Raw genomic sequence first — 19,211 nt, forward strand, 5'->3', positions numbered from 1 at the left:
AGTCCGGGCGCTGTGCGACACGTGCCGCACGACCCCGGAATCTCCCCAATCCACCTCAACAAGCCCTGATTACCCCGGTGCGGGAGGCGCTGAGCGGCTGCCTCACCCTACCCGGCCCGTGCATACCGTCCGTCAAGAGGCATAGTAGGTGCCCGGTCCGACAATCGAGGCCCGGGGACCGTACTCACCGGCCGGGCCGTTCGGGGAGAAACAGGCGGTCATGGCATCACGACGTGATGAGCTCAACGCGTACACCTTTGCGAAGCGGCGCACGGTGGCCGCGTTCCTCCAGCCATCCGCCACGGGGACCGAGGAGGGTGCGCCGCGCCCGCTGCGCGCGGTCCTGCCGGGCCTGGTCGTCGGCGCGCTCGTGCTCGCCGGTTTCGGCGCCTGGGGCATGTTCAAGCCGACCGCGCCCAAGGGCTGGGCGGAGCCCGGGACCAGGGTCATCGTCGGCAAGGACTCGACGACCCGCTACGTGGTCCTGACCACGAAGGTCGATGGCAAGGACCAGACCCGGCTGCACCCGGTGCTGAACCTCGCCTCCGCCCGACTCCTCCTGGATCCGCAGAAGTTCAAGGTCATCACCGTCGAGGACAAGGTCCTCGACAAGGGCAAGCCGCCGCGCGGGCCCATCATCGGCATCCAGTACGCCCCCGACCGGCTCCCCTCCAAGGAGGACGCGGGCAAGGCCAAGCGCTGGGCCGTCTGCCAGCAGCCGGGCGGCAACGGCCGCGGCGTGCAGACCGCCACCTTCGTCCTCGCCGACCGCGAGGCGGCCAAGACGGACGACGCCCGCAGGCTCACCGAGACCCAGTCGCTGTACGTGCAGAGCAGTGGTCCGGGCAAGGAGCGCTACCTGGTCGACTGGACCGGGACGAAGTACAAGTTCCCGGAGGGCACGCCCGCCGCCGGAACCATGACCAACGCCCTGGTCGGCACCGGCGCCACCCCGCAGCAGGTCACCCCGGAATGGCTGGGGACCCTCAACTCCGGTGACGACCTGGCCTTCCCGCCGCTCCCCGGCAAGGCCGGCGCCGGCGCCGACGTGAAGGGCCTGACCACCGCCGACAACAAGGTCGGCATGGTGCTCAAGGCCCAGACCGGCTCCGGCGCGCAGCACTACGTGGTGCTGCCGGGGAAGGTCGCACCGGTCTCCGACTTCGTGGCCTGGCTGCTCATCTCGGCGCCCGCCACCGACGGCCTCAACATGCACGGCAAGGCCCGCGAGGTCGACCTCCAGTCGCTCAACCCGGACCCCGCCCCCTTCGCCGGCGAAGTCAAGTGGCCGCAGGAGAAGTCCGACCGGATCAACCAGACGGCGCCGGCCGCCGGCACCCAGACGGTCGGCGGCGCCAACAACCGCGACACCGTCTGCAACGTCCTGCGCTCGGTCGACGGCCAGGGCAACCAGACCCTGAGCACCTGGGCGGGCACCGGCTTCCCCATCGACATCACCGCCAGCGGCACCAGCGCGTACGTCACCCCGGGCTCGGGGCTGCTCTACACGCAGGTCCAGGGCAAGCAGACCTCGGCCGGCGGCTCCCTCTTCCTGGTCACCGACACGGGTCTGCGGTACGCCGTCCAGGCCAACGGCGACAGCGACGCCGAGAAGTCGAAGATCGGCGCGCCCGACCAGGCGAAGGGGGGCACCGACGGCCGCCCCGAGGCCAGCCAGGCGCAGGTCCGGCTCGGCTACGGAGGCATCACCCCGGCCATGGTGCCCATCGCCTGGTCGGAGTTCCTCTCCAAGGGCCCGCGCCTGGACACCAACTCCGCCCGTCAGCCCCAGGGTTCGTGAGGAAGCCGCCGATGCCCCAGCACCAGACGCCCAGGAGCGCGCTCCTCGCCGCGGCCTTCGCCCTCACCCTGGTCTCCGGTGGCGCGGGCGCGGCCGCCGCGGCCGAAGCACCCGCGCCGCACGCCCCGTACGCCCTGCGCCCGGACGGCGCGGGGGAGTGCACCTTCCCCATGAAGAAGCAGATCGCGGACCGACCCTGGGCCCTGCAGCGGCTGCTGCTCGACGAGCTCTGGGCGCAGACGAAGGGCAAGGACAAGAAGGGCGCCAGTGTCCGCGTCGCCGTCATCGACACCGGCGTGGACCGGGTGAACCCGCAGCTCAGCGGCGCTATCGACACGGGAGCCGGCAAGGACTTCGTCGACCCCAAAGGCGGCGACGGCACGAGCGACACCGTCGGCCACGGCACGAAGGTCGCCGGGCTGATCGCGGCCCGCCCCCAGGAGGGCACCGGTTTCGTCGGCCTGGCCCCGGACGCCACGATCATCCCGATCCGGCAGAACGACGGGCAGGGCAAGGGCAACGCCCTGTCCCTGAGCCAGGCGATCGACCACGCGGTGTCCAAGGGCGCCCAAGTGATCAACATCTCCCAGGACACCGACGCACAGCTGTCGCCGGACTCCGAGCTCGGCAAGTCGGTCCAGAAGGCGCTCGCCGCCAACGTCGTCGTCGTGGCCTCGGCCGGCAACGACGGCATGAGCGGCGAGAAGCGCAAGACCTACCCGGCGGCCTTCCCCGGAGTGCTCGCCGTCGGCGCCTCGGACCGCAACAACGAGCGCGCCCCGTTCTCCCAGCCCGGCGACTTCATCGGGGTGGCGGCGCCCGGCGTCGACATGGTGTCCACCGTCCCCGGATTCGGCCAGTGCATCGACAACGGCACCAGCTTCTCCGCCCCGTACGTCGCCGGCGTCGCCGCCCTGCTGCGCGCCGAGCACGGGGACTGGACCGCCGAGCAGATCGTCTGGCAGATCCAGAACACCGCCGAACGGTCGGTCAACGGCCACGACGACTACGTCGGTTGGGGCATCGTCGACCCGGTGCGCGCGCTCAGCCACGACCAGGAGGCCCCCAAGGCCCCGGTCCCGGACCCCGGCCCGCCCCCGGCGGAGGCCCCCGAGGCGGCGGCGCTGCAGCTCACCGAGACGGCCCAGGAGCGTCAGGAACGGTTCGGGACGTACGCTCTCGGCATCGGCGCCGTCCTGATCGCCGTCATCGCGGGTACCGCGACGGTGATCCGGGATGCACGCGGTCGCCGACGCCGTTTGCAGTGAACGGTCACAGTTCATCAACGGAAGCGCCCTACCGGTGTTGGGACTGGGCGCTGAACTGGCTAGAGTGACACCAGGCTTCACGAGTGTGATCGGGGGATCGCGTGGAGCGGAGAGGGACGCCCGAGGGCGCGTGGCTCGAAACCGCGCCGGGGCCACGTCCGCTCCGCCACGCAATCCGCCGGTTCCGCCGGCGAATTGAGAAGTGAGGAGCTTCGTATGAGCACGAACACTTTCGGACTTGCAGACACTCCGGTTGTCAAGGCGAAGACCAAGATCGAAGAGACGGCCACTGCCGTCTCCAGGCAGGCCCGCGAGATGGCCGACATCCTCGAAACTGTGAGTGCCGGCTGGACCGGTGTCGGTGCCGACGGGTTCAAGCGAGCCCAGGTGATGCTGAACGCTGACCACGACGATATCCGTCGTCTGCTCCGCGTCCTGCACAACGCGGTGTCCCAGACCAAGAACCTGACCAACGCCCAGGACGACGAGGTGCAGGCGGCGTTCAGGCAGGGGATCCAGGCTTACAGTTCAAACAACTCCGGCCTCAACAGCATCTGACCCACGCCGTTTTCAGGTAACCCGCTCAGCGAGAAGGAGAAGCACATGGCTGCCGACGACGGCCACACTAAGGTCCGGTATGAGAGCGTCCAGCAGATGGCCAACCGCCTCCGCCAGGTCTCGAGGCACATCATCGAGGACCTGGACGCGATGGAGCGGGCAGTGGCGGTCGTCACGGACACCTGGGACGGCGAGGCGCACGGCCAGTACGTCGATCTCCAGAAGAAGTACCGTGACAAGGCCGACCACATGAAGAACATGCTGGAGAAGGTCGCCCAGCTCATCGAGCGCGGCAAGGACGACTACCGCGCCACCGACAAGAAGGCCTCGCAGCTGTTCACCGAGGCCTTCTGAGCCCGGTCGCCGACAGGTCCGCACACGCCGAAGGGGCGCGCCCACACCGGGCGCGCCCCTTCGACGTTGTCCTGCGGTCCTCTCAGGGACGGTGCCGGTCGAGGTCGAACTCGCCGTCCCTGGCCCCCAGGACGAAGGCCTCCCACTCGGCGGCCGTGTAGCGCAGCACCGTGTCCCGGTCCAGCGAGGACCGCATGGCCACCGCCCCCTCGGGAAGCCGGGCGATCTCGACCCGCTCCTCGTCCGGGCTGGTCCCGGGCGGCCCCTCCCACTCCACGCCGCTGATGTCGAGCGCGTACAGCTCGTCCTTCTCCTGCTGAGTGCCCATGGGTGGCCTCTCCCTCGGTGGCGCGTGTTCACCGCCGATTATCGGTGCTGCGCCGCCGGCCGGGAGAGGTTTCCACCCGATCCTTCCCGGTCGCCGGCCCCGACAGGGGTCCGGCCACCGGGAAGGCGATCACATGTGGCCCGGCATCCGCCCGAGCTGCACCAGCGACGTCCCCCGCCTGCGCGAGGCGAAGTACGCCCGGCCCGGCGGCATCGGACGCGGCCGCACGGTGCCGACGAGGTCGCCCTCGGACGGGTCGCCGGACAGGACGATGCCCTGCGCGCCCAGCTCCTTGATCCGCTGCATGAACGGCTCGTACATCGAACGCGAGGCCCCCGCCGAGTTGCGGGCGATGATGAAGCGGACGCCCGTGTCCCGCGCGAACGGCAGGAACTCCACCAGCGGCGCCAGCGGATTGCCCTGACTGGTGGCCACCAGGTCGAAGTCGTCGATCACGATGTACACGTCCGGGCCCGTCCACCAGCTGCGGTCGCGCAGCTGCTGCGGGGTGACGTCGGTCGGCGGCTGCCGGCGCGAGAACACCCCGCCCAGCGCCTCCATGTGCATCTGCAGGGAGCTCGCCATCGGCGCGTACTCCAGCAGGTGCTCCTCCGGCAGCGCCCCGAGCAGGCTCCGCCGGTAGTCGCCCACGACCAGCCGCGCCTGGTCCGGCGTGTAGCGCTCGGAGATCTGCTTGGCGATGAGCCGCAGCAGGTTCGTCTTGCCCGACTCGCTCTCGCCGAACACGAGGAGGAAGGGGTCGGTCTCGAAGTCGACGAAGACCGGCTCCAGGTCGCTCTCGTCGATGCCGATCGCGATTCCGCGGCCGGGGAACTCCCCGCCCTTGGGCAGCTGGTCCGAGTGGAGCAGCCGCGGCAGCAGCCGTACGCCGGGAGCCGCCTGGCCCGACCAGTTCTGCTTCACCGCCTCCACGAAGGCCGTCGTGGCCTCGGACAGGTCCCCGGCCTCGTGCGAGCCGTCGATCCGCGGGAGCGCGCCGAGGAAGTGGAGCTTCTCCGCCACCTGGCCGCGGCCCGGCATCCCGGGCGGGACGTTCGCCGCGACCTTCCGGTCGAACTCGGAGTCCATGGTGTCGCCGAGCCGCAGCTCCAGCCGGCTGAGCATCTGGTCCTTGAGCGCGGCCCGGACCTCCATGTAGCGCGCCGCCGTGATCACCACGTGGATGCCGTAGCCCAGACCGCGGGCGGCGATGTCCGTGACGATCTGGTCCAGGCCCTCGTACTCGCCCTTGAAGTTGCCCCAGCCGTCGACGATCAGGAACACGTCGCCCCACGGCTCACCGGGCAGGTCGCCCGCCGCCCGGCGCCGCCGGTAGGTGCCGATCGAGTCGATGTTGTTCGCGCGGAAGAACTCCTCGCGGCGGTTGAGGATGCCACCCACCTCCGCGACCGTGCGCCGTACCCGCTCCGGGTCCAGACGCGAGGCGATCCCGCCCACGTGCGGCAGCTCGGCCACCGCCGACAGGCTGCCACCACCGAAGTCCAGCCCGTAGAACTGCACTTCGCGCGGGGTGTGGGTGAGTGCGAAGGAGGAGATCAGCGTCCGCATCAGCGTCGACTTGCCCGACTGCGGACCGCCGACGACCATCATGTGGCCCGCCGCACCCGAGAAGTCCCGGTACAGCACCTCGCGCCGCTGCTCGAAGGGCTTGTCGATGAGGCCGAGCGGCACCACGAGCCCGCCGGGCCGCGTGTACCCGTCCGCGTGCAGCCCGCGCTCCGCGCTCGGCGCCAGCGCCGGCAGCAGCTGGTCCAGCGGCGGAGCCTGGTCGAGCGGCGGCAGCCACACCTGGTGCGCCGGCACCCCCTGCCCCTCCAGCCGGCCCACGATCACGTCGAGCACCGTGTCCGCGAGCGCGTCGTCCTCCCGCGGCGTCTGCGCCGCCAGGTACGCCGGGTCCGGAGCCGCGTACACCACCGGCACCGGAGCCGCGGTGAACAGAGCGGGACGCCGCTCCACCGGGAACAGCCCCACCGACAGGTCCGGCCCGCCCGAGCGGTAGGTGCCCGACACGTACGCCGCCTTGAAGCGGGTCATCTCGTCCGTACCGAACTTCAGGTAGCCCGAACCGGGCACCGACGGCAGGTGGTAGGCGTCCGGCACGCCGATCGCCGTCCGCGACTCCGCCGCCGAGAAGGTCCGCAGACCGATCCGGTACGACAGGTACGTGTCGAGGCCGCGCAGCTTGCCCTCCTCCAGACGCTGCGAGGCCAGCAGCAGGTGCACACCCAGCGACCGGCCGATGCGGCCGATCTGGATGAACATGTCGATGAAGTCCGGCTTCGCCGTCAGCAGCTCGCTGAACTCGTCGATGACCAGCACCAGCGAGGCCAGCGGCTCCAGCGGGGCGCCCGCCGCACGGGCCTTCTCGTAGTCGTGGATGTTGGCGTAGTTGCCCGCCGAGCGCAGCAGCTCCTGACGGCGCTGCAGCTCACCGCGGATCGAGTCGCCCATGCGGTCCACGAGCGTGAGGTCGTCCGCCAGGTTGGTGATGACGGCCGCGACGTGCGGCATCTGCCCCATGCCGGTGAAGGTCGCGCCGCCCTTGAAGTCGGCGAGCACGAAGTTCAGCGTCTCCGAGGTGTGCGTGACCGCGAGACCCAGCACCAGCGTGCGCAGCAGCTCCGACTTGCCGGAACCGGTCGCGCCCACGCACAGACCGTGCGGGCCCATGCCCTCCTGCGCGGCCTCCTTCAGGTCCAGCATGACCGGGGCGCCGCCCTCGCCGACACCGATCGGCACGCGCAGCCGCTCACCGGCCGACCGCGGCCGCCAGGTCCGCGCCACGTCCACCGCGGCCGCGTCGCCCAGGTTCAGCAGGTCCGTGAAGTCCAGGTTGGCGAGCAGCGGCTCGTCGTCGTCCCCGCCGCCCGTGCGCATCGGCGCCAACTGCCGGGCCAGCGCCTCCGCCGCGGGCAGCGACAGTGTGTCCGGGACGCCCTCGTACGCGACCCCGCCGCCCGATTCCAGGCGCAGCCGGCCCGGCCGCACCACGACCGACAGCCCGCCGCGCGGCTCGTCCAGCTCGCCCGCGACCACCTCGACGATGGTGACGCCCTGCAGCCCCTCGGCCGCCGCGAACACCGAGTCCGGCGGCACCATGCCGCCGTCCAGCACGACCACCAGGTGCGGCTGGTCCAGGACCGGGGAAACGTCCCGGCTGAACCGCGGACGGCCCTCCAGCCGGGGCCCCAGCAGCCCCTCCAGCTCGGCGAGGTCGTCGCCGAACAGCCGCTTCGTACCGGCCCCGTCGACCTGGCCCGGGACCTGCGTGTGCGGCAGCCACTTCGTCCAGTCCCACGAGGGCACGGCACCTGGCGCGGCCACCACGGCCACCATCAGGTCCTCGGGGGAGTGCAGCGTCGCCAGCTGCGCGATCATCGCCCGCGCCGTACTGCGCGCGGAGTCCGGCTCCCCGGAGACCGTCACGTGGTAGAACGCCCGGATCGACAGCGCCACCGGCAGCCCGTCCAGCGACGAGTGCACCTTGAGGAAACGCTGCATCGCGCCCGCGGTCAGCGGCTCCAGCTCGTCCACCGGCGCCGTCTCCGGCGCCACCAGCGTGGTCGCCAGCCGCTGCGCGCCCAGCCCGAGCCGGGCCTGCCCGAAGTCCTGGTCGCCGACCCGCCGCTCCCACAGCCGCGAACCCTCCGCGACCACCGACCACAACTGCTCCGGGGCCGGGTGCAGATAGAGCTGCGCGTCGCGCTGCGCCCGCGCGGTCCTGCGTACCTGACGGCGCGTCTGCGCAAGGTATTTCAGGTAGTCCCGGCGCACATCGGCCATTTGCCCCTGCGTACCGCGCCGGTGGCGCATCAGCTGGGCGATGACCATGCCGACGGTCGACACGAGCATCAGCACACCCATGATGCGCATGAAGGGTGCCGCGCCCGGCATGAAGAAGAAGACGACGGAAGAGCCCATGCCGAGCATCGGCAGGAGCTGCATCAGCATGCCTTCCTGCTGCCCGCGCGGAAGTTCGGGCGGAGCTTCCAGCCTCAGCTCATCCGAGGGGACCTCGGGCGGCAGGGACCGCGGCGGGCGTTTGACGACGATCTGGCTCACCGGAGCATCAATCCCTCGAAAACGGACGGGACGTCATAACCGGCGCCCCCAAGTCCCGGGCGCGAAGGGGGTTCCCCCACGCGACGGTGATCCTACTTGCCGACAGTAGGGCAGACGCCCGGTAGGGTGGCGCGCGCAGCATGCGCATCCGCGAATCGTCCGCCGGTGCGCGCACCAACCAGGGGGGTCACACAGGTGAGTACGGCCGCAACGACGGGGTTCTGCAGGGTCACCGTCGTGGCTCCTGACAGCCGGATCGACGTCGCCCTCCCCGAGGACATCGCCGTCGCCGACGTCTACCCCGAGCTGTTGCGCCTCACCGGCCAGACCCAGCCCGTGGGCGCCCCGACCGGCTTCCACCTCGTACGCCGCTCCGGCACCGTCCTCGACGGCGCCCGCACCCTCGCGGCCCAGCAGGTCCTCGACGGCGAGGTGCTGAGCCTGCGCCCCTTCGCCGAGTCCCTGCCGCCCGCGGTGTTCGACGACGTGTCCGACGCCGTCGCCTCCGCCGTCGTCCGCGACCGGCACCGCTGGAGCGACGACATGCTGCGCGGCGCGGGCCTGGCCGGCGCCGCCCTGCTGCTCGTCATGCTCGGCTTCGTCCTCTGGTACGCCGACCCGGTCCGCCACGACATGCACGGCCTGCCCGGGATCATCGCCGGGGCCGTCGGCGTCCTGCTCACCGCCGTGGCCGGGGTCCGGGCCCGCGTCTACCGCGACCGCCTCTCCGCCGTGGCGCTCGGCCTCGGCGCCCTCCCGCACCTGCTGATCGCCGGTTCCGGGATCATCGCCCCCGCCGTCGGCGACGGCCCCGGCCGGCTCCAGTTCCTGCTGGGCTGCGTCTGCGTCCTGGTCGCCTCCGTCGCGCTGGTCGCGCTCACCCCCAGTGGCGACGCCCCCTTCGTCGCGGCCACCTTCGTCGCCGCCACCGGGACGCTCGCCACCTTCGCCGCCATCGCCACCGAGGCGTCCGCGACCCACACCGCCGCAGCCTGCGCCCCCGTCGCCATCGGGCTCGTCGCCTTCCTCCCCGGCCTCTCCGCCCGCTTCGCCCGGCTGCCGATCGGCTACGCGGCCCCGCAGAGCGCCACGGACGAGTACACCGACTACGCGGAGAACCCGGACCGCTACGAGACCGAGCCGTACGGTGACCAGTCCGGCTCCGACCAGCACGAGGCGGCCGGCACCCCGCTCGACGCCGAGGCGATCGCCGCCCAGGCCCGCCGCGGCCACGAGATGCTCCTCGGCCTCGTCGGCGGCTGCGCCGCCGTCGCCGTCGCGTCCGCCGCCGTCCTCGGCTTCTCCGACAACACCTGGGGCCGCCTGCTGGCCCTCGCCACCGGCCTCGCCATGCTGCTGCGCGCCCGCCTCTTCCGCTACACCTCCCAGGTGGTGTGCGCCCTTGCCGCCGGCCTCGCCGCCATCGCCCTGCTGATCCTGGGCATGGCCCTGCACCCGCCGGTCGACCTGCTCGAGGCCCTGGTCCTCGAGCAGGACCGCAGCGGCCTGGACCTCCGGACGATCTGGCTGACCGCCGCCGTCGCGGCCGGCGCGGCCCTCCTCGCGGGAATTGCGCTTGTCATCCCGAGCAAGGGTCTGTCACCCTTCTGGGGAAGGCTGCTCGACCTCACCGAGGCGGCGGTCCTGCTCAGCCTGGTCCCCCTGACCCTGGCCGTGCTGGACGTTTACTCCCGGGCCCGCGCTCTCACCAGCTGAGACGCCGCGTCCCGGCAGCCTGGTACGCTGTGTGACGGCCGTTTGTGTACGCGTCCCCCGGATACCTCCCAAGGGTCTGTGGACTGCGCTCAGCGGACCCCGCCTCCCGAGTTACGGAAGCTCCCCAGAGACTCAGACCTGGGGCACTCGGTGGCAACGAAGACCTAAAACGAGGAGTACGCGTGCCGCTCGACGCCGCTACGAAGAAGCAGATCATCACCGAGTTCGGTGCCAAGGAGGGCGACACCGGCTCCCCCGAGGTCCAGGTTGCGATGCTCTCCCGCCGCATCTCGGACCTGACCGAGCACCTCAAGACGCACAAGCACGACCACCACTCCCGTCGTGGTCTGCTGATCCTGGTCGGCCAGCGTCGCCGCCTGCTGCAGTACCTGGCCAAGAAGGACATCCAGCGCTTCCGTACGCTGGTCGAGCGCCTCGGCATCCGCCGCGGTGCGGCCGGCGCCAAGTAACACGCCGTGAAGGGAGCGGTTCCCACATCAGGGGGCCGCTCCCTTTGCTGTACGTGCGCACCGGACCGGACCCTTTGTAGTCTGGAACGGACGCACGTGCGCGTCTGAGGAAGACGCGCACAACTGAAGAGGAGGAGCGCCCTCCCACGCCGCCGGTCCTCGGTAGTGGCACCCGGAATGCCCCAGGGGGGCAACGAACCGGATGCTTCGATCGAAGACCGGCCCGCACGCCAGGAGCGCTTCTCCGCAACCGTCCACCGCCACACGGGCGGCGGACGGAGACGACGAAAATGGAGAAAACGCTAGTGGAGAACGAGACCCACTACGCCGAGGCCGTCATTGACAACGGTTCCTTCGGCACCCGCACCATCCGCTTCGAGACGGGCCGTCTGGCCCGCCAGGCCGCCGGCTCCGCCGTTGCCTACCTGGACGACGACACGATGGTGCTGTCCGCCACCACCGCGTCGAAGAAGCCCAAGGACCAGCTCGACTTCTTCCCCCTGACGGTGGACGTCGAGGAGCGGCAGTACGCGGCCGGCAAGATCCCCGGCTCCTTCTTCCGTCGTGAGGGCCGGCCCTCCGAGGACGCGATCCTCACCTGCCGCCTGATCGACCGCCCGCTGCGCCCGTCCTTCAAGAAGGGCCTGCGCAACGAGATCCAGGTCGTCGCGACGATCATGGCGCTCAACCCCGACCACCTGTACGACGTCGTGGCGATCAACGCCGCCTCCGCGTCCACCCAGCTGGCCGGCCTGCCCTTCTCCGGCCCGATCGGCGGCGTCCGCGTCGCGCTGATCCGCGGCCAGTGGGTGGCCTTCCCGACGCACACCGAGCTCGAGGACGCCGTCTTCGACATGGTCGTCGCGGGCCGCGTCCTGGAGGACGGCGACGTCGCGATCATGATGGTCGAGGCCGAGGCCACCGAGAAGACCATCGCCCTGGTCAAGGGCGGCGCCCAGGCGCCGACCGAGGAGATCGTGGCCTCCGGCCTCGACGCCGCGAAGCCCTTCATCAAGGTCCTCTGCAAGGCCCAGGCCGACCTGGCCGCGAAGGCCGCGAAGCCCGAGGGCGAGTTCCCGGTCTTCCTGGACTACCAGGACGACGTGTACGAGGCCCTCGCGGCCGCCGTCAAGGGTGACCTCTCCCAGGCGCTGACCATCGCGGGCAAGCAGGACCGCGAGGCCGAGCTGGACCGCGTCAAGGAGATCGCCGCCGAGAAGCTCCTCCCGGCCTTCGAGGGCCGCGAGAAGGAGATCTCCGCCGCCTACCGCAGCCTGACCAAGGCCCTGGTGCGCGAGCGCGTCATCAAGGACAAGGTCCGCATCGACGGCCGCGGGCTCACGGACATCCGTACCCTCGCCGCCGAGGTCGAGGCCATCCCGCGCGTGCACGGCTCGGCGCTGTTCGAGCGTGGCGAGACCCAGATCCTGGGCGTCACCACCCTCAACATGCTCCGCATGGAGCAGCAGCTGGACACCCTCTCCCCGGTGACCCGCAAGCGCTACATGCACAACTACAACTTCCCGCCGTACTCCGTCGGCGAGACCGGCCGCGTCGGTTCGCCGAAGCGCCGCGAGATCGGCCACGGCGCGCTCGCCGAGCGCGCGATCGTGCCGGTCCTCCCGACCCGCGAGGAGTTCCCCTACGCGATCCGTCAGGTGTCCGAGGCCCTCGGCTCCAACGGTTCGACGTCCATGGGCTCGGTCTGCGCCTCCACCATGTCGCTGCTGAACGCCGGTGTGCCCCTCAAGGCCCCCGTCGCCGGTATCGCCATGGGCCTGATCTCCCAGGAGATCGACGGCAAGACCCACTACGTCGCCCTCACCGACATCCTCGGTGCGGAGGACGCCTTCGGCGACATGGACTTCAAGGTCGCCGGCACCAAGGAGTTCGTCACCGCGCTCCAGCTGGACACCAAGCTGGACGGCATCCCGGCCTCCGTCCTGGCCGCGGCCCTCAAGCAGGCCCGCGACGCCCGCCTCCACATCCTCGACGTGATGATGGAAGCGATCGACACGCCGGACGCGATGTCCCCGTTCGCCCCGCGGATCATCACCGTCAAGATCCCCGTGGACAAGATCGGTGAGGTCATCGGCCCCAAGGGCAAGATGATCAACCAGATCCAGGAGGACACCGGCGCCGAGATCACGATCGAGGACGACGGCACCATCTACATCGGTGCCTCCGACGGCCCGGCCGCCGAGGCCGCCCGCGCCACGATCAACGCGATCGCCAACCCGACCATGCCGGAGGTCGGCGAGCGCTACCTGGGTACGGTCGTCAAGACCACCACCTTCGGTGCCTTCGTCTCCCTGATGCCCGGCAAGGACGGCCTGCTGCACATCTCGCAGATCCGCAAGCTCGCCGGTGGCAAGCGCGTGGAGAACGTCGAGGACGTGCTCGCGGTCGGCACCAAGGTCCAGGTGGAGATCGCCGAGATCGACCAGCGCGGCAAGCTCTCCCTGATCCCCGTGATCGACGGCGAGGCTGCCGGCGACGACGCTGACAAGGACGACTCCGACAAGTGATGTCGCGTAGTTCCCGTGTGACGGCCCGCCCCTCTTCGGAGGGGCGGGCCGTCGCCCGTACCCAAACCCTCCTCAAGGGCAGCAACGGCATCGGCACCGTCCGGCGCACGGTCCTGCCCGGCGGACTGCGTGTCGTCACCGAGACGCTGCCCTCCGTCCGCTCCGCCACCTTCGGCATCTGGGCGCACGTCGGCTCCCGTGACGAGACGCCCACGCTCAACGGCGCCACGCACTACCTGGAGCACCTCCTCTTCAAGGGCACGCACCAGCGCAGCGCCCTCGACATCTCCTCCGCGATCGACGCGGTCGGCGGCGAGATGAACGCCTTCACGGCGAAGGAGTACACCTGCTACTACGCCCGGGTACTCGACACCGACCTGCCGCTGGCCATCGACGTGGTCTGCGACATGCTCACCGGCTCGCTGATCCGCGAGGAGGACGTCGACGCGGAGCGCGGCGTCATCCTCGAAGAGATCGCGATGACCGAGGACGACCCGGGCGACATGGTCCACGACCTGTTCGCGCAGACCATGTACGGGGACACCCCCCTGGGCCGCCCCGTCCTCGGCACCGTCGACACGATCAACGCCCTGGGCGCCGACCGGATCCGCCGCTTCTACAAGAAGCACTACGACCCGACCCACCTCGTCGTGGCCGCCGCCGGCAACGTCGACCACAACAAGGTCGTACGCCAGGTCCGCGCCGCGTTCGAGAAGGCCGGCGCCCTCGGCCACACCGACGCCGAGCCGATCGGCCCGCGCAGCGGAGCCAAGCGCATCCGCACCGCCGGCCGCGTCGAGCTGGTGAACCGCAAGACCGAGCAGGCCCACGTGGTCCTCGGCATGCCCGGCATCGCCCGTACCGACGAGCGCCGCTGGGCGCTGGGCGTGCTGAACACCGCCCTCGGCGGCGGCATGTCCTCCCGGCTCTTCCAGGAGGTCCGGGAGAAGCGCGGCCTCGCCTACAGCGTGTACTCGTACACCTCGGCCTTCGCCGACACCGGCCTCTTCGGCGTGTACGCGGGCTGCCGGCCCAACCAGGTGCACGACGTGCTCCGGATCTGCCGCGACGAGCTCGACAAGGTCGCGACCGAAGGACTGGCCGACGAGGAGATCAAGCGGGCCATCGGCCAGCTGTCCGGCTCCACCGTCCTCGGCCTGGAGGACACCGGAGCGATCATGAACCGCATCGGCAAGAGCGAGCTGTGCTGGGGCGACCAGATGTCGGTCGACGACATGCTGGCCCGGATCGCCGCGGTGACCCCGGACGACGTCCGCTCGGTGGCGCAGGATGTACTGGCCCAGCGGCCCTCGCTCGCGGTGATCGGCCCGCTGAAGGAGAAGCAGGCCGCCCGTCTCGACGAAGCGGTCGCCTAGTTCCGTACGTGAGTAAGGAAGCAAAATGAGCAAGCTGCGCGTGGCAGTCCTCGGCGCCAAGGGCCGCATCGGCGCCGAGGCGGTCAAGGCGGTCGAGGCCGCCGACGACATGGAGCTGGTGGCAGCCCTCGGCCGCGGCGACAAGCTGGAGATGCTGGCCGAGGCCGGCGCCCAGGTCGCGGTCGAGCTGACCACCCCGGCCTCGGTGATGGGGAACCTGGACTTCCTCATCCGCCACGGCATCCACGGAGTGGTCGGCACCACCGGCTGGACCGAGGACCGCCTCGCCCAGCTGAACACCTGGCTCGCCGGCTCCCCGGAGACCGGTGTGCTCATCGCCCCGAACTTCTCCATCGGCGCCGTCCTCACCATGAAGTTCGCCGCCCAGGCCGCCCGCTACTTCGAGTCCGTCGAGGTCGTCGAGCTGCACCACCCCAACAAGGTCGACGCCCCCTCCGGTACGGCGACCCGTACGGCGCAGCTCATCGCGGCCGCCCGCGCCGAGGCCGGCCTCGGCGCGCAGCCCGACGCCACCGCCACGGCCCTCGACGGGGCCCGTGGCGCGGACGTCGACGGCGTTCCGGTGCACGCCGTCCGCCTGCGCGGGCTGCTGGCCCACCAGGAGGTGCTCCTCGGCGGCGAGGGCGAGACCCTGACCATCCGTCACGACTCCCTGCACCACAGCAGCTTCATGCCGGGCATCCTGCTCGGCGCGCGCCGCGTGACGCAGACCCCGGGCCTCACGTTCGGCCTGGAACACTTCCTCGACCTGGGCTGACCGGACTGATTTCACGATGCGCGCGAAGATCACGTACTTCCTCACGGCCGCCGTCCTGGTCGTCTACTTCGTCCTGGTCGGCAGCCGGGGCCTGATGCTGATCCAGCACGGCACCTGGCTCACCGTCACCTTCGGTGTGGCCGTGCTGATCCTGCCGGTCATCGGCGTCTGGTTCCTCTGGAAGAACACGCAGTTCGTCACCAGGGCCAACCACCTCGCGACCGAGCTGGAGGCCGAGGGCGGACTGCCCGTCGACGAGCTGGAGCGGGACACGTACGGGCGGATCCTGCGGGATTCCGCCGACGAGGTCTTCGCGCGCCGCAAGGCCGAGACCGAGGACGCGCCGGGGGACTGGCGCAGCTGGTTCCGGCTCGCGGTCGCCTACCACGACGCCCGGGACACCCCGCGGGCGCGCAAGGCCATGCAGCGGGCGATCGCCCTGCACGACAAGAAGCCCGTACAGGTCTGACACCTGTACGGGCTTCCCGGGCGCGCTGCGGCGGATCAGGCGGGCACGGGCCGGTACTCGTCGACCCAGGCACCCACCGTGTCGGCCGCCCGGTCGAAGGCCTCGGCCCGCGACAGGAAATCGGCGTTGTGGTCGGTCAGCAGCACCGGCACGGGCAGCTCCGCGCCGCCGCGCCCGGACATCGTGAGCGCCTGCCCCTGTACGGTCCTCGGCAGCCCGAGCCAGCGCACCGGCTGCTGCACCGTACGGACCTCGGCGATCTCGCTCCACTTGACCGTGCGGGTCATGAAGAAGCCCACCCGGCGCAGTCCCGTACGGCTCACCCACACGCCCACGCGCAGCGTCTGCACCGCCGACCCGACGACCGTGAGGGCGGCCGCCAGGCAGACGCCGGCCCCGCCCCACGCACCCGCGAAGGCGATGATCATCGTGGCCAGCAGCATGAAGGCGGACAGCAGGAGCAGCAGCGCGGCGATGGCCACGCGCCAGGGGCCGGGCCGGTAGGGGCGGCGCCAGCGGTCGTGGTCGGCATGGGCCAGGACCTCGTCGTCGTCATCCGCATCGGATGCGCCGTCGGCCGTCAGGAAGGGCAGGGGCACGGCTGGACCTCACTCACATGCACGTTCGGTTGGACTGTGCCCGTGAGGCTACCGCCCCTCGGACGCCTCCGACTGCTGCGACTTCTCCGGGGCCTTGTTCGGCTGCAGCGCGGGCATACCGAAGAGCAGTGAGCCGGCGAGCCCCGCAACCACGGTCAGTCCGACCAGACTACGGGCGGCCATCTGGGTCCGGCTCAGACGCTCGCGCGGCGGCGGAGTGACGTTGCTTCGGAAACGGTCGGCCTCGGAGACGAAAGCGAACGGGACGGCTTCGCGCCGGAGGAACATCAGAGCGAATCTCCTAGGGATGGTGGGGCGGGGGTTCTGTCATGTAGGACGAACGAACCGGTCAATCGGTGCCGGATTTCGGGACATTCACCAGATTTCATGGCTGTGCGTCAGCTGTGGGGGGTCCGCCGTGCGCGGGCGTTTGCGCGAGGACCCGTGAGGGGCGCCGTAGAGTGGGCGCGCCCCAGGAACGCACGTTTGGAAGGACCCCCGGTGAGCGAGACCGCCGCTTCAGATCTGAAACCCAGCTTCCGCAGTGACGTGACGGTGGAGCTGGTGAAGCACTCCGCCGCCGACTCCGACGTGCTGTGGGCCGCGCGCGTCTCCACGGCCGGGGAGCAGTCCCTGGAGGAGCTGCAGAAGGACCCGGAGCGCTCCAAGGGCCTGATCAACTATCTGATGCGCGACCGCCACGGCAGCCCCTTCGAGCACAACTCGATGACCTTCTTCATCAGCGCCCCGATCTTCGTGTTCCGCGAGTTCATGCGCCACCGCGTGGGCTGGTCGTACAACGAGGAATCGGGCCGCTACAGGGAGCTGGAGCCGGTCTTCTACGTTCCCGACGCCGAGCGCAAGCTGGTCCAGGAGGGCCGCCCGGGCAAGTACGTCTTCGTCGAGGGCACCCAGGCGCAGCAGGAGCTGACCGGCCGCGTCATGGAGGACTCCTACGTGCAGGCCTACGAGGCCTACCAGGAGATGCTCGCCGCGGGCGTGGCACGGGAGGTTGCCCGTTCGGTCCTGCCGGTCGGTCTTTTCTCCTCGATGTACGCCACCTGCAACGCGCGCTCGCTGATGCACTTCCTCGGCCTGCGTACCCAGCACGAGCTCGCGACCGTGCCGTCCTTCCCGCAGCGGGAGATCGAGATGGTCGGCGAGAAGATGGAGCAGCACTGGGCGAAGCTCATGCCGCTCACGTACGCGGCCTACAACGGCAACGGGCGCGTTGCCCCGTAAGACCTGTTGCTCCCGCAGCGTACTGATGTGCTGCGTCAAGTCCTAAGTGTCCGTATTGCGACGTTTCGTAAACTTCATCTAGGCTGATCAAACGGACCCGGCACTGCTTGAACCCCCGAGCAGGCAGTGCCGGCGTCCAACACTTCCCCCCGGCCGCCGCCGGGCGGCACACCCCGTTGACGTCCCCCGAGGGGACACCGCGAGCATGGCAGCGAGTAGCGTGTTACCCATGGCTCCGATCTCGACTCCGCAGACCCCCTTCGGGCGGGTCCTCACCGCCATGATCACGCCGTTCACGGCGGATGGCGCACTCGACCTCGACGGCGCGCAGCTGCTCGCCGTCCACCTGGTGGACGCAGGCAACGACGGCCTGATCATCAACGGCACCACCGGTGAGTCGCCGACCACCACCGACGCGGAGAAAAACGACCTCGTACGAGCCGTGCTCGAAGCCGTCGGAGACCGCGCCCACGTGGTCGCCGGCATCGGTACCAACGACACCCGGCACACCCTGGAGCTGGCCCGCCAGGCCGAGCGCACCGGCGCCCACGGCCTGCTCGCGGTCACGCCGTACTACAGCAAGCCGCCGCAGGAGGGCCTCTACCGGCACTTCTCGGCCATCGCGGATGCCACCGAGCTGCCGGTCATGCTCTACGACATCCCCGGCCGCAGTGGTGTCCCGATCGAGACGGAAACTCTCGTACGACTGGCCGAGCACCCCCGTATCGTTGCCAACAAGGACGCCAAGGGCGACCTCGGCCGCGCCAGCTGGGCCATCGCACGGAGCGGCCTGGCCTGGTACTCGGGCGACGACATGCTGAACCTGCCGCTCCTCTCGGTCGGCGCGGTCGGCTTCGTCTCCGTGGTCGGCCACGTGGTCACCCCCGAGCTGCGCGCCATGCTGGAGGCCCACCTGGGCGGAGACGTCCAGAAGGCCGCCGAGATCCACCAGAAGCTGCTCCCCGTCTTCACCGGCATGTTCCGCACCCAGGGCGTGATGACCACCAAGGGCGCGCTGAACCTGCAGGGCCTGCCCGCGGGCCCGCTCCGGCTCCCGCTGATCGAACTGACCGCCGAAGAGACGGCGCAGCTCAAGATCGATCTTGCCGCCGGCGGGGTACAGCTCTGACAACAGACTTCACAACTGAATAAGCACGGCGAACAAATACAGAACAGACAACAGCAAGTGCACGAATGACATGCGCGCCACGTGCCTTCCGGGTACGTGGCGTGCGTGGTGAGGAGACACTTTTGAGCCATCCGCATCCGGAACTCGGTCCGCCGCCGAAGCTGCCCAAGGGCGGCCTCAGAGTCACCCCTCTGGGTGGTCTCGGCGAGATCGGCCGCAACATGACCGTCTTCGAGTTCGACGGTCGCCTGCTGATCGTCGACTGCGGCGTCCTCTTCCCCGAGGAGGAGCAGCCGGGCATCGACCTGATCCTGCCGGACTTCTCGTCCATCCGGGACCGCCTCGACGACATCGAGGGCATCGTGCTCACGCACGGTCACGAGGACCACATCGGCGCCGTCCCCTACCTCCTCCGGGAGAAGCCGGACATCCCGCTGATCGGCTCCAAGCTGACGCTGGCCCTCATCGAGGCGAAGCTCCAGGAGCACCGCATCCGCCCCTACACCCTC

17 protein-coding genes (1 of these 17 running past the window's edge) are annotated in these 19,211 nt (G+C 70.3%); 13 read left to right on the top strand and 4 right to left on the bottom strand.

Going from position 1 to position 19,211, the window contains the following annotated elements; translation table 11 throughout:
- The first annotated feature begins 220 nt into the window (after positions 1-220).
- From eccB to OG472_RS31365, 4 genes are all read left to right on the top strand, one after another.
- Positions 221-1,801 carry a type VII secretion protein EccB gene (eccB, locus tag OG472_RS31350; RefSeq protein ID WP_405832207.1) on the top strand — a complete coding sequence of 527 codons (1,581 nt, stop codon included), beginning with the start codon at positions 221-223 and terminating at the stop codon, positions 1,799-1,801.
- An 11-nt stretch (positions 1,802-1,812) separates the two neighbouring features.
- Entirely contained in the window at positions 1,813-3,069 is a 1,257-nt protein-coding gene (gene mycP / locus OG472_RS31355) for a type VII secretion-associated serine protease mycosin (RefSeq protein WP_405832209.1), read from the top strand.
- A gap of 216 nt (positions 3,070-3,285) precedes the next feature.
- The gene (locus OG472_RS31360; RefSeq protein ID WP_383563812.1) at positions 3,286-3,627 is read left to right on the top strand and encodes a hypothetical protein; all 342 of its coding nucleotides are present in this window, start codon (positions 3,286-3,288) and stop codon (positions 3,625-3,627) included.
- A 45-nt stretch (positions 3,628-3,672) separates the two neighbouring features.
- A complete protein-coding gene (locus OG472_RS31365; protein ID WP_383563815.1) occupies positions 3,673-3,981 on the top strand; it encodes a WXG100 family type VII secretion target in 309 nt (102 codons plus the stop codon).
- 82 nt (positions 3,982-4,063) lie between these two features.
- Here OG472_RS31365 and OG472_RS31370 read toward each other — a convergent pair whose 3' ends face one another.
- A complete protein-coding gene (locus OG472_RS31370; RefSeq protein WP_030708695.1) occupies positions 4,064-4,309 on the bottom strand; it encodes a DUF397 domain-containing protein in 246 nt (81 codons plus the stop codon).
- 129 nt (positions 4,310-4,438) lie between these two features.
- The gene (gene eccCa / locus OG472_RS31375) at positions 4,439-8,395 is read right to left on the bottom strand and encodes a type VII secretion protein EccCa (RefSeq protein ID WP_405832211.1); all 3,957 of its coding nucleotides are present in this window, start codon (positions 8,393-8,395) and stop codon (positions 4,439-4,441) included.
- Positions 8,396-8,590: 195 nt separating this feature from the next.
- On the opposite strand from eccCa, the gene eccD reads away from it, so the two are divergent.
- The 6 genes from eccD to OG472_RS31405 all read left to right on the top strand — a co-directional run bounded on the left by eccD (position 8,591) and on the right by OG472_RS31405 (position 15,732).
- Positions 8,591-10,111 (top strand): type VII secretion integral membrane protein EccD, encoded by a 1,521-nt coding sequence (eccD, locus tag OG472_RS31380; protein ID WP_401613126.1) that lies wholly within the window; start codon positions 8,591-8,593, stop codon positions 10,109-10,111.
- 182 nt (positions 10,112-10,293) lie between these two features.
- Complete coding sequence (rpsO, locus tag OG472_RS31385; protein WP_030011220.1) at positions 10,294-10,581, top strand: 30S ribosomal protein S15; 288 nt, start codon at positions 10,294-10,296, stop codon at positions 10,579-10,581.
- Between the two features lie 305 nt (positions 10,582-10,886).
- Positions 10,887-13,109 carry a polyribonucleotide nucleotidyltransferase gene (locus tag OG472_RS31390; RefSeq protein WP_189973342.1) on the top strand — a complete coding sequence of 741 codons (2,223 nt, stop codon included), beginning with the start codon at positions 10,887-10,889 and terminating at the stop codon, positions 13,107-13,109.
- On the top strand, positions 13,106-14,485 hold the full coding sequence (locus OG472_RS31395) for a M16 family metallopeptidase (protein ID WP_405832214.1): 1,380 nt from the start codon (positions 13,106-13,108) through the stop codon (positions 14,483-14,485). The genes OG472_RS31390 and OG472_RS31395 overlap by 4 nt, the downstream gene beginning before the upstream one ends.
- 25 nt (positions 14,486-14,510) lie before the next feature.
- Positions 14,511-15,263, top strand: coding sequence for a 4-hydroxy-tetrahydrodipicolinate reductase (gene dapB / locus OG472_RS31400; RefSeq protein ID WP_405832216.1), 753 nt, complete (start codon positions 14,511-14,513; stop codon positions 15,261-15,263).
- A 16-nt stretch (positions 15,264-15,279) separates the two neighbouring features.
- Positions 15,280-15,732, top strand: a complete 453-nt coding sequence (locus OG472_RS31405; RefSeq protein WP_327416744.1) for a hypothetical protein — start codon at positions 15,280-15,282, stop codon at positions 15,730-15,732.
- Positions 15,733-15,767: 35 nt separating this feature from the next.
- Here the strand turns inward: OG472_RS31405 and OG472_RS31410 are convergent, their stop codons facing one another.
- Both OG472_RS31410 and OG472_RS31415 read right to left on the bottom strand, forming a co-directional pair.
- Complete coding sequence (locus OG472_RS31410) at positions 15,768-16,331, bottom strand: PH domain-containing protein (RefSeq protein WP_405832218.1); 564 nt, start codon at positions 16,329-16,331, stop codon at positions 15,768-15,770.
- A 48-nt stretch (positions 16,332-16,379) separates the two neighbouring features.
- On the bottom strand, positions 16,380-16,619 hold the full coding sequence (locus OG472_RS31415; protein WP_327416746.1) for a hypothetical protein: 240 nt from the start codon (positions 16,617-16,619) through the stop codon (positions 16,380-16,382).
- A gap of 213 nt (positions 16,620-16,832) precedes the next feature.
- Here OG472_RS31415 and thyX point away from each other — a divergent pair, with 213 nt between their 5' ends.
- The 3 genes from thyX to OG472_RS31430 all read left to right on the top strand — a co-directional run.
- Positions 16,833-17,573: an FAD-dependent thymidylate synthase gene (thyX, locus tag OG472_RS31420; protein ID WP_401613119.1), complete on the top strand. Its 741-nt coding sequence runs from the start codon at positions 16,833-16,835 to the stop codon at positions 17,571-17,573.
- 229 nt (positions 17,574-17,802) lie between these two features.
- Positions 17,803-18,702 (top strand): 4-hydroxy-tetrahydrodipicolinate synthase, encoded by a 900-nt coding sequence (dapA, locus tag OG472_RS31425; RefSeq protein ID WP_405942297.1) that lies wholly within the window; start codon positions 17,803-17,805, stop codon positions 18,700-18,702.
- A gap of 122 nt (positions 18,703-18,824) precedes the next feature.
- Positions 18,825-19,211: the start of a ribonuclease J gene (locus OG472_RS31430; protein WP_401613115.1), read on the top strand. The gene runs 1,299 nt beyond the window's last position; only the first 387 of its 1,686 coding nucleotides appear in the window; it begins with the start codon at positions 18,825-18,827; the stop codon falls past the right edge of the window.

Source organism: Streptomyces sp. NBC_00207, from assembly GCF_045160965.1.
GTDB lineage: Bacteria > Actinomycetota > Actinomycetes > Streptomycetales > Streptomycetaceae > Streptomyces.